The organism is Rhodocaloribacter sp. (assembly GCF_056451265.1).
The window spans coordinates 44,117-57,978 of record NZ_JBWOPL010000013.1; the positions used below are offsets into that span (position 1 = coordinate 44,117).

Below are 13,862 nucleotides of genomic sequence, written 5' to 3' on the forward strand. Positions count from 1 at the left end.
TCAGGCGTGATAGAACCGTTCGTGGACGATCTTCCCGTCTTTCCAGATCTGCCGGGCCACCTGATGATAGGCGCGCGGGCCCCAGTCTTTGTGCGTGAAGTCGAAAAACCACTCCGTGAACGCCACGCCCGCCTCCTCGTCGACGGCCACGTGCTCCACGCGCGCGCCCCGGAACTCGGTCAGGCCGTTGACGAACGCCTCCTCATACGCGCGGTTGACGTCCTTCCCCACACGTTCCTCCTCGTCGTTCTCCTGCATCACCACATCGTCCGCATAAAATTTCTCGAAAGCGTCGAGGATCCGGCCCTGAAGGATCAGGTCGTTCAGCGCGTTCACTTGATCACGTAAGCTCATGGCAACCTCTCGGGTCTGGGTTGGACAAAACTATTTGTTTCGACAAGTATTGTCCAAACACACAAAGGTTTCCGCCGTTCGCAAATCGAAGCGGCATTAATTTTTACCCTGCCGGACGGAGCCGGAGCGGCGGGTGTTTTTCTCCCCGAGCCGTGGCCGCCGGGGGGCGGCCCGTCGTATCTTTCGGGGTCTCTTCCACCCATCCGCCCACGCCCAATGACACGCCGCCTCGTCTGCCTGACCGCCTGCTTCGTGCTCGCCCTCCCGGTGCGCGCCCAACCCGTCCCCGACGCCGAGCTTCAGTCCCGCCTCGAACGCCTCGTCGAAGGCTTTCGGGGCGAGGTGGGGATCTACGTGCGCCACCTCGGCACGGGCCGTGTCGCCGCGCTCCGCGCCGACACGCTCTTCCCCACGGCGAGCATGATCAAGGTGCCCATCCTTCTCAAAACCTTCGACGCCATCGAGCATGGCGCGCTCGACTACCACCGGAAGCTCGTCTACCGCGACTCGCTCCTCTATCCGGGCGAGGACATCCTCGGCGCGTTCAAGGACGGCGCGGAGATCGACCTGAGCAAGGTGGCCATGCTCATGATCACGACGAGCGACAACACGGCGGCGCTGTGGCTTCAGCATCTGTGCGGCACGGGCACGGCCATCAACGCGTGGCTGGCGGCGCACGGCTTCCGGGACACGCGGATGAACTCGCGCACGCCGGGGCGGGAGAAAGACTGGGAGCGTTACGGCTGGGGACAGACCACCCCGCGCGAAATGGCCGAACTGCTCGTGATGATCCGCGAGGGGCGCGCCGTCAGCCCGGCGGCGAGCGAGACCATGTACCGGATGCTCACGCGCATCTACTGGAACGGCGAGGCGCTCTCGCAAATCCCGCCCACGATTCAGGCCGCCTCGAAGCAAGGAGCCGTCGATGCCTCGCGCTCCGAGGTCGTCCTCGTCAACGCGCCGCACGGGGACTACGTCTTCGCCGTCCTCACCAACGACCAGGCGGACACGAGCTGGGGGAGGGACAACGAGGGCTTCACGCTCATCCGCAACGTCTCTCGCCTGCTCTGGCATTACTTCGAGCCGGATTCGGACTGGCGGCCCGCCGAGGGCATGGAGAAGTACTGGTAAGGCCGGGCCCGGGGCTCGGACGAGCCGCCTTCACACCCGGCTCAGGTGCGTATCCTTGAAGGCCGTCGCATACTTCAGCCCATAACCGATTCCCCGATCCAGCCCGAGGTGCGCAAGCCAGATCAGCGCCATCAGGATGAGCATGCCGGAACCGAAAGCCGTTCCCCAGACGAGCATCCCCACAGGGAAAACGTACGTGTGCGCGAGGTTGTAGAGGATGCTCCCCGCACGCGGACCGACGAGGTAGCCTGCCATAAACAGGTCGGGGGCCAAAAAAAGCATCGCAAAAAGCAACCACCCGCCTCCGAGATGGAAATAGGCGGCGGTGGCAAGCGCAAAAACGCTCCATCCTTCGAGGTAAAGCAATCGTTTGGGCATGGCGACGCGGGCGGTTCAAAGCGTTTCGTCGAGCAGGGCGAGCACCTTTTCGAGGGGGCGTCCGATGACGGCGCGGTCGCCGGAGACGACGATGGGCCGTTCGATGAGGATCGGGTTCTCGGACAGGAGGCGGAGCCATTCGTCGCGGCTGCGGTCGTCGTCGAGGCGGAGGCCGAGTTCCCGGAAGCGCCGCTCGCCGGTGCGGATGAGGGCCTGCGGCGGGAGGTCGAGCTTCCGGCACACCGCGTCGAGCGCCTCGGGCGAAGGCGGCTCCGTCAGGTAGGCGATCACCTCGGCTTCGACGCCGCGCGCTTCGAGCGCCTTCAGCGCCGCGCGACTCTTGCCGCATCGGGGGTTGTGGAAAATCTGGCGTTCAGGCATGAGGAAGGGGCGTTTGAACAGGGGGCGTTTGAACGGGCCGTCGTGCTCTCACCGATGGCGAAGCACGCGCCCGGGGCGGAGGCCCGTCGGGGCGTCGTTCCGGAAGACGACGCGTCCGTTGACGAAGACGTAGACCACGCCCGTCGCATATCGATGCGGGTCGGTGAACGTGGCATGGTCGGCGACGGCGGCGGGGTCGAGCACGGTCACGTCGGCGTAGGCGCCCGGCCGGAGCACGCCCCGGTCGGTCAGTCCGAGGCGCCACGCCGGGAGGCTCGTCATCTTCCGCACGGCTTCTTCGAACGAGAGCACGCGCTCCTCGCGCACGTACCGGGCGAGCACGCGGGCGAAGGCGCCGTAGTTGCGCGGGTGCGGCACACCCACCCCCGGCTCGGGGATGCCGCCGTCGGAGGAGATCATCGTGTACGGATGCCGCATGATGCGCCGCACGTCCTCCTCCGACATCGAATGGAAGACGCCCTGACAGCCGCCTTTCTCCTGGAGCTCCATCGCCACGTCGGCGGCGTTTTCGAGCGTCACGGGCCGGCCGCGATCGGTGAGGATGTCGGCGAGGCTCTTGCCGTTGAGCGAGCCGTCCCACGGGCAGTTCGCCGCCACCACCGTGGCCGGGTCGGCTCCGCGCTCCTCGTCGAGGTGTTTCACGAGGTCCGCCTTGATGCGGGCGCGCGTCTCCGGGTCGGCGAGGCGGGCAAGGAGCGCCTCCGTGCCGCCGTCCTTGCTCCAGGCGGGGAAGAGGATCGTCAGCCCCGTGCTCGAGGCCGTGTACGGATACTGATCGCTCGACACGTCCACGCCCCGCGCGCGGGCCTCGTCGATGAGCCGGAGCGAGGCGGCGCTCAGCCCCCACCGGCGTTTCCCGACGACCTTGTGGTGCGTCACCTGCGCGGGCAAGCCGGCCTCCTCACCGACGCGGATCACCTCGGCCACGCTTTCGAGCAGCCGCCCGCCCTCGTCGCGGATGTGGCTGATGTACAGACCGCCGTGCCGCGCCGCCACGCGCGCCAACGCGATCAGTTCGTCGGTCTCGGCGAAGGCGCCGGGCGTGTATTCGAGGCCCGAGGACAGCCCGAACGCGCCGTCCGCCATCGCCCGCTCGACCATCGTCTCCATACGGGCGAGTTCCCCGGCCGTCGGCGCGCGATCCTCCTCACCGACGACCGAGGCGCGGATCGAGCCGTGCCCCACGAATGCGCCGAAGTTGATCGCCGCGCGGGCGGCTTCGAGCCGGTCGAGGTACGGCCCGAGCGGGTACGGCGAGGAACCGTCCTGCCCGCCGAAGACCGTCGTCACGCCCTGCCGGAGGTAGTTCTCCGCAAGCGGGCGGGCGAAGATGCCGCTCGTCTCCGGCGTCGTGCTCGAAGCATGGCTGTGAATGTCGATGAAGCCGGGCACGACGGCCAGCCCGCGCACGTCGAGGCGAAGGGCCGCCTTCTTGTCCGAGAGATCACCCACCGCGCCGATGTGATCGCCGACGAAGCCGACGTCCGCCACGACGGGCGGGTTGCCGAGGCCGTCGTACACCGTCCCCCCTTCGAGCACGAGGGTGAAGACGATCTGTTTGAGCGGCGGCACCGGCTGCCCCCCCGCGAAGCCCGCCGTGAGGCCCGCGAGCGTGAGAAGGAAAACGACACGACGCACGACGGCGTGAAAGACAGTCATCATGAACGTGGGGTTGGAGAGGGACGGTTCACTGCGCGGAGAACGCCTGCACGTGCTCGGCGTTCGAGGCGACCGTGACGGGGATTCAACGGTCGCCATAGATCTCCGAAAAAAGCTCCCGTTGCTTATAGTCGCCGATCATGATCAGTTCCATGCCCGGTATGAGCCGGGTCGAGGGCGACACCTGCGTGATGACTTTCCCGTTTTCCCGCACGGCGATCACGTTCAACCCCGTCTTCGCTCCGATGCCGCTTTCGGCGAGCGTCTTTCCGGCCAGGGATTTCGGCAGGGGAACCGAAAACAGATCGACGCGCTCCCCGATCACGATGAGTTCGCGGTTCTTGATGATCGAAAAGACGGCATCGACCCCGAGGGTATGGTAGCTCAGCACGAAGTCCGCCCCGGCGCGGTGGAGGGCTTCCACGTTCCGCTCGTACGTGACGCGGCTGACGATGCGAAGCTCCGGGTTCAGGTGCCGGCAATACGAGGCCAGGTAGATGTTCATCGCGTCGTCGTTCGTGCTCAAGAGCACCGAAGGCGCCTCCATGATCCCGGCCTCATGAAGCAGGTCGTAATCCGCGGCATCTCCGGTGAAGACGGCTTTGCACTGCTCTCCGTACCGCGAGCACACGACCGGATCCCGCTCGACGAGATGGACCGGCGCTCCCTTGCGCCCCAGCGCCCGAATGGCCGCCCTGCCCACGACCCCGCCCCCGATGACGAGCACCGGGTTCGGGTTGAAGTCGTAGATGACGAGCAGGTTGTTCAGTTCTTCGAGTTGCCGCTCGGTGCCCACGATGACGGCGACGGTCGTCTCGGAGAGCCGGTAGTCGGGGTGCGCCGGAAGCAGTTCGCCGCGCTCCCACACCCCGACGATGCTCACGCCGGTGTGCTCACGGAGGTGCGTCTCGCGGATCGTCTTTCCCGCCAGGGGCGTGCGGTGAAGCGGGAACTCGGCGATGAGCAGGTCTTCGTACCGCCCGATGGCATGCGCCTCGGCGTGCATCGCGTTGACCCGGTTGGCGAGTTGTTCGCCCAGCCAGCGCTTGAGCGGCAACACCTTCATCGCCCCGCTCAGTTCGAGCACGTCGATGGAGTGCTCCTGATCGGCGAGCGCCACGACCTGCGTCTCCGGCGCGACCTCGTGGACCGTCAGGATGATGTTCGTGTTAATGATGTCCGACTTGTTGGCGAACACCATGCGGGCCCGATGCGCCCGCACCGCCTCGTACGTCTCTTTCCGATCCACGGCGCCCCGGATCACCGAGAGTCCCCGCGTATAGAGCTCCGACGCCCGCGCCTCGTCCCCTTCGAGGATGAAGTAGGGGATCTCCTCCCGCTCGAGCCGCTGGATCAGCCCCGGCGCGATGGGGTCGTAGGCGCAAAGGACGACGTGCCCGGAGGCGCCCGGAGGCGCATACGTCGGCGCGGTCATACGGAAGCGCGCCTCCAGCCACGGCCCGATGCGGATGAAGACGAACGGGAGCACGAGAAAAAGCAGGAGGATGCCCGTGTTGAGCACGACGATCGAGAAAATGCGCCCGATGTCGCTGGTGAAGGTGATATCCCCAAAGCCAAGGGTGGTCATCACGGTGAGCGTCCAGTACAGCCCCGTGATCCACGAGTACGTCCGCCCCTCGAAGTGCTCCATGAGAACGTGGAAGAGCTGGGTGAAAACCAGCACCACGACCACCACGATGGCCAGATAACGCATCAAGACCTGGATGTTTCTCTGAGTCTGGCGGTCGCGCCGGGCGTGAGGCCATCGTTTTTTGGGCAAGCGTTTCATGGAACTTCGGCTTCCTCTTCGTTGAGACGATGCGGCCCTCCCTGCAACGCGCGGCCGGACGAGCGAAGAGCCGCCGTATTATAAAGAAGAAAACCCGTCTCATGCTGTCGCCGCGCAGAAACTCTGTGACAAAATTGAGACCGGGCGGCGTCGAGGGATGCCGCGTGGCGGGAAGCGGAAGCCGCAAGACGAACGCAGAGGGTCTTTTTTCGGGGGATGGTATGGGTATCGGGGAGAAACGCTTTGACGGCGAACGACTGTGTGCCCCTGGACGGCGAACACCGCATGCCCTCCCCGAAGCATCCCTCGCCTGCGTATGCTATCTTTCGGGCGGCGGGCGAACGTCCGGAGCGTCCGTCTTTCCTTTCATCAGACCAGCGATCCACGATGCGCGTCGGAGTCATCGGCACGGGCGAACGGGCGGAGCGGCGGGCGCGGGCCCTCCGGGCGCGGCCCGGCACGACGTTCGCCGGCTTCTTCGCCGCCCTTCCCGACGACCTCGCCCCGCCCGGTCTCGACGCCTTCCTCGACCAGACCGAGGCGGTCTTCATCACCGTGCCCACCGGCGCGCATTTCCGCATGGCCGAGGCGGCGGCGAAGCGGGGCGCGCATTGCTTCCTCGAATGGCCGCCGGCCACCTCCATCCGAGAATGCGAGGCCATGCTGCATCTGGCGGAGGAGGCCGGCGTCGAGGTGGGCGTGAGCCGTCCCCTCCGGTTCCATCCGCTCTTCGCGGCGCTTCCGCCGGCGTGGCAGCCTTCCGTGATCGTGCTCACCGTGCGCGTCGGCGAGGCCGATCCGAGGCCGTGGCCCCACCGCCTCGCCGACGCGGTGGACCTGTGCGCGGCCCTCACGCGAAGCGGCAGCGCCCAGCGCATCGACGCCGAGGCCGTGCGCGGCGTCGGCGCCCGGCCCGAAGCCGTCGCCTTCACGCTCCGGTTCCACAACGGCGCCCTCGCGCAGGTCTGCCTCGGGCGCTTCCCCCTCGACCACCGCGCCACGGTGTACGTCGCCGGCGGCGACCTCCACCATACGTTCGACCTCCGTGAAGCGGCCGGCGAAGGGGCGGAGAACGCCGGGACGTCCGGAGCGTTGGAAAGCCCCGCCTCCCTCTCGCCCGAAGCGATGGAGACCGACGCCTTCCTCACCGCCCTTGCCGAGCAACGCCCGCCTCCCGTGACCCTCCTCGACGGCCTCCACACGATGCGCCTCGTCGAACGGCTCATGGAACGGCTCCGATGACCCCGGCCGCGCATCCCTGCCTTTTCGCATGAACCTCTCCCCGAAACTCGAACAACAGCCGTACGAGCCGATCCTTCGCCGGGTCGGGGAAGTGGCCGTGCGCGAAGGCATCGAGGCATATGCCGTCGGCGGGGTCGTCCGCGACGTGCTCCTCGGCCGGGAGACCACCGACATCGACTTCGTCACCGTCGGGCGCGGCACGGGCATCCGGCTCGCGGAGGCCGTCGCGGAAGCGCTCGGCGGGCGGACGGCCCACGTCTATCCCAACTTCGGCACCGCCGCCATCCGTCTGCCCGGCGCGTTGCCCGGCGGGCGGGCGCTCGTGCTCGAGTTCGTCGCCGCCAGAAAAGAGAGCTATCGCGCCGACTCGCGCAAGCCCATCGTCGAGGACGGCACGCTCGAAGACGACCTCCGCCGCCGCGACTTCACGGTCAACGCCATGGCCCTCCACCTCGCGCCCGAGCGCTTCGGCGAACTCATCGACCCCGACGGCGCCGGACTCCGCGACCTCGAACAGAAGATCCTCCGCACCCCGCTCGACCCGCTCCGGACCTTCGAGGACGATCCGCTCCGCATGGTTCGGGCCGCGCGCTTCGCCGCACAGCTCGACTTCCGCATCCACCCCGCCACGTTCGCGGCCATGCAACGAAAGGCGCAGCGCATTCGCATCGTCAGCCAGGAGCGCATCACCGACGAGCTTCAGAAAATCATGTGCGCCCCGCGCCCTTCGGTCGGGTGGCGCGTGCTCTTCGAGGCGGGCCTGCTCCAGCATTTCTTCCCCGAACTCGCGGCCCTCAAAGGCGTCGAGACCATCGAGGGACACCGGCACAAGGACAACTTCGACCACACGCTGCAAGTGCTCGACAACCTCGTGCAGCTCACCGAAGACCGCCCGTGCGAGGAGACGCTGTGGCTCCGATGGGCGGCGCTCCTCCACGACATCGCAAAGCCGAAGACGAAACGTTTCGAGGAAGGCGTCGGGTGGACGTTTCACGGGCACGAGATCCGCGGCGCGCGCATGATCCCGAAGCTCTTCCGCCGCCTCCGGCTGCCGACCGACGAGCGGATGCGCTACGTGCAAAAGCTCGTCCGCCTCCACCATCGCCCCGTCGCCCTCGTGGACGAGCACGTGACCGACTCCGCCGTGCGCCGCCTCCTCTTCGACGCGGGCGACGCCATCGACGACCTGATGACGCTCGTCCGCGCGGACATCACGTCGAAGAACCCGCGCCGGGTGCGTCGCTACCTCCGCGCCTTCGACGAGGTGGAGCAGAAGATGGCCGAGGTCGAGGAGAAGGACCGGCTCCGCAACTTCCAGCCGCCGGTGGACGGCCGCGAGATCATGGAGACGCTCGGGCTGAAGCCGGGGCCGGTGGTGGGGCGGCTGAAGGAAGCCGTCCGCGAGGCCATCCTCGAAGGCCTCATCCCCAACGAGCACGACGCCGCCTTCGCATACCTCATGCGCATCAAGGACGAGATCCTCGCCGAGGCGGAGGAGGGGCGCTAATGCACGCGCTTCGTGGCGCGTCATCGAAAAGCACGCCACACCGTACGGAACACGAAATACAGAACCCGAAACCTTCCCCACCCTCATGGAACCCGCCTCCCCGAAAACGCCTGCCCCGCCGGAGCGCGCCCAACTGCCGGACGCCGTCGCGGCGGTGGTGCGGGGGGCGGAGGGGCTTGCCGGAAAGGTGCGGGGGGTGGCCGTGGCGGCGCTCATCTCCGGCGTGTGGCTGTGGGCGCTCGCGGCTTATCCGTTCGCCTTCCGCGCGTGGTGGGCGTGGGGATTCGCCGGGGCGGCCCTCGCGGCGGCGCTCTTTCCGGGCGTCGTGCTCCTGCTCTTCGACCTCGGGCTCCGGCGACTCCTCGACCTCCCGCGCCGCCTCTCCGACGCGCTCGACGCAGGCTCCGGCCATGCCGCCACCGTGTACGAAGCCGCCTTTCCCGCCTCCGAGGCGCGGGGGTGGCGGCGTCCGTGGGCGCTCGTCAAGGGCGTCCTCGACCTCCGCCGCCTCGCGCTCGAAAGCAAGACCATGCTCCTCGAATACGCCGCCCTGTGGCGCTTGCTCAACCCGTGGACGCTCCTCGCCGTGCTCGCCGCCCTCGTCGGCGCGCTCGCGCTCATCGGCGCGGCGGCGCTCGCCACCCTGATCGTCGCGCTCTTCTGACGAGGCGCTTTCGGCGGCCTTTCGTACCTTATCGCCCCTCACCCGCATCGCTTCTCGTCTCATGGAACCACAGCCCCGAAAAAACCGGACCCTTCGGACGGTCCTTATCGTCCTCATCCTCGTCGCCGCCGTGGTCGCGGCGTACTTCATCCTCACGTACGAACGGAAGCCCGCCGAGACGCCGCCCGAAGCCGAGGCGCGGGTGGAGCTCGTGACGTGGAACCTGTACAACTTCGGGCGCTCGAAGGACGACGAGGAGATGGCCTTCATCGCGGAACGGCTCCGGGATTTCGACCTCATCGCCATACAGGAGGTCTCGGTGAGTCAGGCGGGGGAGCGCGCCGTTCGCCGCCTCGTCGACGCGCTCCACCGCATGGGCGGGCGGTGGACCTACGCACTCAGCGACCCCACGAGCGGCGACGGCTCCGAGCGGTACGCCTACGTCTGGAACGCCGACCGCCTCCGCCTCCTCGGCAACGGCTGGCTCGAACCCTCGCTCTCCCGTCCCATCGACCGCGAGCCGTTCCTCGCCCGCTTCGAGATCGACGGTCGCCGGCTCCTCCTCGCCGGCTTCCACGCCGTGCCCACTTCGAAGAAGCCCGCCCGCGAGATCCGCCTCCTCGAACGCCTCCACGAACGCTATCCCGACGACGACCTCGTCATCGTGGGCGACTTCAACCTCTCGCAGGCCAACCGGGCGTTCGACGCGCTCAAGGCCTACGGCTTTGCCCCCGCCCTCGTGGATCAGAAAACGAGCGTCAAAATGAAACGGAAGGCAGGCGAGCACCTCGCCAACGAATACGACAACGTCTTTTACGAAGCCGGACCGCTCCGCGTGGAGGAAGCGGGGGTGATCGACTTCACCGAGCAGTTTTCGACGCTCCGCGAGGCCCGCCGCATCTCCGACCACCTGCCCGTGTACGTCGATCTCGCGTGGAACTGACCCCTTGCTCACGCGAAGCCGTCCATGCGGTTGAGCCGTCGCCAATAGTGGTGATACGGATCGAAGGGGCGATAGCGAAACGGTTCGTTCTCGAAGCGGGCGATCCACCGCTCTTCCCACGTTCGGGCGTCGGCGTCGGCGGCGTGATAGTCCGCGTCGGTGAGCGGTCGGGCGGGGTCGTCGAAGGGCGCGAGGAGGGCGCCTTCGGCGGCGTCGCGGTCGGTGCGGAAGGCGGCGCGGGCGTCGGGGTCGGCGAGCGCGAGGAGGCGATGCCCCCGCTCGCGGCGACGCCACAGGCTCTCCGCGGGGTTCGCGCCGGGGTCGGCGAGCACGTATGAGGGCGCGGAGAAGCTCACGGGTTTGAAGAGCGAGAGGCACGGCGCAGAGGCGCCGGTGACCCAGACCACGTCCGACGCGCCGCCGAGCCGCACCGCCATCGAAGCGGTGGTCTGACTCCGGCGGATGAAGCCCGCGGCGTGCATACACACGTCGGCGTTCGAGCCCGTGCGCGGCTGATGGTCCGCCCGCGCGTGCATGCGGAGGTGCGCGATCACATCGGTGAGGGCGACGGACGGGCGGGCGGCGGCCGTTCGGAGACACGCCCGGCTCGTGGCGAGGCGCTCCCGCGAACGGCTGAAATACGTGACGAAGCGCGCCTGAAACGCCGCCGCGAAGTCGAGGTCGCCGCGCCCGTCGAAGCGTCCGTGCTTCCGGGCGAAGGCGTGGAGACCGTCCGCGTGGAGGTCGAACTCCGTACGTATCGAGAGGCGGTTCGAGATGGCCTCGTGGGAGGCGACGCGGCGGGCCGCCCACACACGCCCGGCGGTTTCGAGCACCCACGCCTCGGAGGGATCGGCGAGGAGGAAAGCGTTGTCGTACGAGAACGAGCGGTCGCGGAAGCCGGCGGGGCCGCCCTGTCCATAGCGTTCGAGGTGCTCGGTGATGACGTGGAGGGCATGCCGGGCCGTGTCGCCGCGTTCGAGGCCGAGACGCACGAGGTCCATGCCGAGGAGGCCGGGCGAGGAGTCGTGCACGCTGGTGAAAACGGCCTCATTTCCGATGACGACGCCCTGGTCGTTGACCCCCATCTCTGCGCCCCAGATCCCGTGCGGCATGCTCAGAAGCACGCCGTGCCGCCGCGCCGTCTGCGGGATGACGACATGCGTCGCACGGACCGTCGGGGCCGGATCTCCGTGCACCGGCGGCAGGCGCACCACGAACTGCGGCTCGCTCGGCTCGCGGTCGCTGTTTTTGGCAAAAAAGGTCAGCCCTCCTTTTCGGAGCACCTGCGTGTCGCACATCGCGCGTGAAGGGTTTCGCGAGGTTCGGGTTTCCGGCCTCAATATAGGCCGCGGCGTGACGAAAAGGCGAAGCCGTCTCGCGACGCGCCCCTGCGGGCGCTCGTCCGGAGAAGCGCCCGGGCGCCCTCATTCGGTCTCGACGATCTCGACGAGGCGGTCGGTGAAACCGGCAAGGTGGAAGGCATGGAGGTACCGGAGGATGGCTTCCTCGATGCGCCAGACGACGAAGGCGTCGGCATCACGGAGGGGGCGCACGTTTCGGTACAGCCGCCGCCGCGCTTCGGCCACGTCCGGATGCGTCCACACGTACCGGCTGCCCGTCTCGACGAGCCACGCCTGCCGCTCCGGCGGGAGGGCATCGAAGGGCCGGTCCGTCTCGTCGGCGCGGAGCCATTTCTTCCACCGTCCGCTCGCGATGACGGCGCGGCGGAGCGTCTCGGCGAAGCCCGCGTCGTGCCCGAGCCGCCGTTCGAGCGCGACGAGGTCCATGAGCGCCGCGTGCTCGACGGCGGCCAGCCCCGGCCCGACGTTCGCGCCGCCGACGCCCGCGAGCGGATAGGCGACGAGGTCTTCGACGGCGTCGGTATAGTGTCCTTTGAGGAGCGCCCCGAAGGCGCGGGCGCGGGCCGCCATCCGTCGGGCGCGGGCGGCGTCGAAGCGGGCGGCGTCGAGCGCCACCCCCACGTCTCCGACGACGAAGGTCGGGCGCGGGAGCGCGGCCGCGTCGAGCTTTCGGGCAAGCGTGTCGAGAAAAGCCGCGAAACGCCGCTCGCCCTCGGGTCCGCCGCCCGTTTCCTCCGCTCCGGCCTCATACGCCGGCGGCGGGAGCCCGCGCCGACGTCGATACGCCTCGGCGTGCCGCATGAGCGCCGTCGTCCGTTCCGCCATCACCGTCACGGGGACGCCGCGCGGGTGACGCGGGTCCGTCGTGGCGTCGAGGTGGAGCAGGCCGTACCCGGCGTCGAGGCATACTTCGAGGGTGCGCGTCACCTCGGCGAAGGTGCGTTCGTAGTCGAGCCCCCCGGAAAGATGCGCGTCTTTCTTCCACGGCCCGCCGTGGTCGAGGCCGAGCACCACCGGCACGTCGAGGCCCAGGCGAGCGCTTTCGTCTCGCACGAAGGCCGCGAGCGCCGCCGGGGTCCGGCCCGTATATCCGCCGTCGCGATCCACCTGATTGAGCGTGGCGGCGAGGAAGAGGGGCGCGTCGGCTTCCCGGGCGGCGCGAAGGGCGGCCCGCGTCACGGCGTCCGAGTTCGGGCATACGGCGAGGAGCGTGCGGCGCTCCGTCGCGCGGGCGAGCGCGCGGGCCATCACCGCCGCGAGCGGCAAGCGAGCCGCCTCGGCCCTTGCCCGCAGGCGGGCCGTCCGGGGCGTATCCGAAACGGACATCGGCGTCTCCCCCGTCCACGCGACGGGTCGTCAGGGTGAAACACAATCCCCCGAACATAAAGAAAGCGCCCCGGAGATGCTCCCCGAGGCGCTTCGAAATCGTATGCCGCACGGCGCGTTATTCGGTCTCCTCTTCCACCGGCGCGGGCCGCACGTCCCACATCAGCATCGTCTCGATGTCGGCGTAATCCTCCTCGCCCTCCTGATCGACGAACACGTAGTCGCCGAGCTTCTCGCGCTGCATGGGAGAGACGCGCCGCCAGTGCATGCCCTCCTGATCGACGAACTCGTCCGGATACGGGCTCTCGATGCGATACGAGGGGTGATACGAGCGGTAGGTCTTCGCCGCTTCATAGATCGCCGCGCGCCGCGCGCCGGCCTTCGTGGCGCTCCGGCCCGTCACCTTGAACGGGGCAATGGTGATCGTCGCCTGAAAGAAGCCGTCTTCCAGTTCCGTGTATTCGGGCCGCATCACCTTAAAATCGTCGGGATGTGGATAAGCGCTCCGTTCGTTGAAATCCATTCTATAAGGCTTCGTTGTTGGGGGATTGCATAAACCTGTTCAACACACACAATCTACAAAACAGCCCCGGTTTTTATCCATGAACTTTGCACGAGGGCTCCGGTTTCGCCGGAGGGGCTGCCGGGCTCGCGCCGGGAGGCCGTTATTGACCCCTCGGGAAAACCGTTATTGAGTCTGATCGAAGCCCTCCTGTGGATAACCGGCATCCCATCTTCCCCCCGTTCCCCGGATCTGGTGACAATAACGGATCCATACCCTCTCAATGGCGCGTCACGGGCCTTCGAGCGCGCCCGAGAGGCCCCGGAGCCCGGAACAAATTGTGGAAAAAAAATGCTTGCATAACGGCTCTTCACCCGTTTTATTAGTAAAGCACACGGCCCCGATTGTCTCTCGAACGGTTTATCGCCTGCGGGCAATAAGCCGTTATTTTTCCTGGTGAAATGGGTCGTGTGTGGAGCTTTCTCATGCTGACGGGTGCGTCATCTCCGTTGCGCCGCACCCGCTCTTTTCCGATCCCGGCGTCCCACCCACTAACGCCCGGTCGAGAGCCCCCTTTCCGCCCGCTCACATTTGTTTCACC

13 protein-coding genes are annotated in these 13,862 nt (G+C 67.7%); 5 read left to right on the forward strand and 8 right to left on the reverse strand.

The genetic code is table 11. The features are described 5' to 3' along the window. Entirely contained in the window at positions 1 to 354 is a 354-nt protein-coding gene (locus AC1HIY_RS01420; protein WP_479574915.1) for a nuclear transport factor 2 family protein, read from the reverse strand. 216 nt (positions 355 to 570) lie between these two features. Here AC1HIY_RS01420 and AC1HIY_RS01425 point away from each other — a divergent pair, with 216 nt between their 5' ends. Then, the gene (locus AC1HIY_RS01425; RefSeq protein WP_479574916.1) at positions 571 to 1,485 is read left to right on the forward strand and encodes a serine hydrolase; all 915 of its coding nucleotides are present in this window, start codon (positions 571 to 573) and stop codon (positions 1,483 to 1,485) included. A gap of 30 nt (positions 1,486 to 1,515) precedes the next feature. Here AC1HIY_RS01425 and AC1HIY_RS01430 read toward each other — a convergent pair whose 3' ends face one another. From AC1HIY_RS01430 to AC1HIY_RS01445, 4 genes are all read right to left on the reverse strand, one after another. Next, positions 1,516 to 1,863: a DUF4260 domain-containing protein gene (locus tag AC1HIY_RS01430; protein ID WP_479574917.1), complete on the reverse strand. Its 348-nt coding sequence runs from the start codon at positions 1,861 to 1,863 to the stop codon at positions 1,516 to 1,518. Between the two features lie 15 nt (positions 1,864 to 1,878). After that, on the reverse strand, positions 1,879 to 2,244 hold the full coding sequence (gene arsC / locus AC1HIY_RS01435; RefSeq protein ID WP_479574918.1) for an arsenate reductase (glutaredoxin): 366 nt from the start codon (positions 2,242 to 2,244) through the stop codon (positions 1,879 to 1,881). Between the two features lie 48 nt (positions 2,245 to 2,292). Next, positions 2,293 to 3,927 (reverse strand): N-acyl-D-amino-acid deacylase family protein, encoded by a 1,635-nt coding sequence (locus AC1HIY_RS01440; RefSeq protein WP_479574919.1) that lies wholly within the window; start codon positions 3,925 to 3,927, stop codon positions 2,293 to 2,295. Positions 3,928 to 4,009: 82 nt separating this feature from the next. Then, entirely contained in the window at positions 4,010 to 5,638 is a 1,629-nt protein-coding gene (locus tag AC1HIY_RS01445) for a potassium channel family protein (protein ID WP_479574920.1), read from the reverse strand. Between the two features lie 462 nt (positions 5,639 to 6,100). On the opposite strand from AC1HIY_RS01445, the gene AC1HIY_RS01450 reads away from it, so the two are divergent. The 4 genes from AC1HIY_RS01450 (at position 6,101) to AC1HIY_RS01465 (ending at position 10,069) form a co-directional block, all read left to right on the forward strand. Then, on the forward strand, positions 6,101 to 6,955 hold the full coding sequence (locus AC1HIY_RS01450; protein ID WP_479574921.1) for a Gfo/Idh/MocA family protein: 855 nt from the start codon (positions 6,101 to 6,103) through the stop codon (positions 6,953 to 6,955). Between the two features lie 28 nt (positions 6,956 to 6,983). Then, positions 6,984 to 8,462: a CCA tRNA nucleotidyltransferase gene (locus tag AC1HIY_RS01455; protein WP_479574922.1), complete on the forward strand. Its 1,479-nt coding sequence runs from the start codon at positions 6,984 to 6,986 to the stop codon at positions 8,460 to 8,462. 85 nt (positions 8,463 to 8,547) lie between these two features. Next, positions 8,548 to 9,126 carry a hypothetical protein gene (locus tag AC1HIY_RS01460; protein WP_479574923.1) on the forward strand — a complete coding sequence of 193 codons (579 nt, stop codon included), beginning with the start codon at positions 8,548 to 8,550 and terminating at the stop codon, positions 9,124 to 9,126. Positions 9,127 to 9,187: 61 nt separating this feature from the next. Further along, positions 9,188 to 10,069: an endonuclease/exonuclease/phosphatase family protein gene (locus AC1HIY_RS01465; RefSeq protein WP_479574924.1), complete on the forward strand. Its 882-nt coding sequence runs from the start codon at positions 9,188 to 9,190 to the stop codon at positions 10,067 to 10,069. An 8-nt stretch (positions 10,070 to 10,077) separates the two neighbouring features. On the opposite strand, the gene AC1HIY_RS01470 is transcribed toward AC1HIY_RS01465, so the two are convergent. From AC1HIY_RS01470 to AC1HIY_RS01480, 3 genes are all read right to left on the reverse strand, one after another. Further along, on the reverse strand, positions 10,078 to 11,370 hold the full coding sequence (locus AC1HIY_RS01470) for a C69 family dipeptidase (protein ID WP_479574925.1): 1,293 nt from the start codon (positions 11,368 to 11,370) through the stop codon (positions 10,078 to 10,080). A gap of 126 nt (positions 11,371 to 11,496) precedes the next feature. Beyond that, complete coding sequence (locus tag AC1HIY_RS01475) at positions 11,497 to 12,759, reverse strand: class II D-tagatose-bisphosphate aldolase non-catalytic subunit (protein ID WP_479574926.1); 1,263 nt, start codon at positions 12,757 to 12,759, stop codon at positions 11,497 to 11,499. A 118-nt stretch (positions 12,760 to 12,877) separates the two neighbouring features. Then, on the reverse strand, positions 12,878 to 13,282 hold the full coding sequence (locus AC1HIY_RS01480) for a hypothetical protein (protein WP_479574927.1): 405 nt from the start codon (positions 13,280 to 13,282) through the stop codon (positions 12,878 to 12,880). Positions 13,283 to 13,862: the final 580 nt, after the last annotated feature.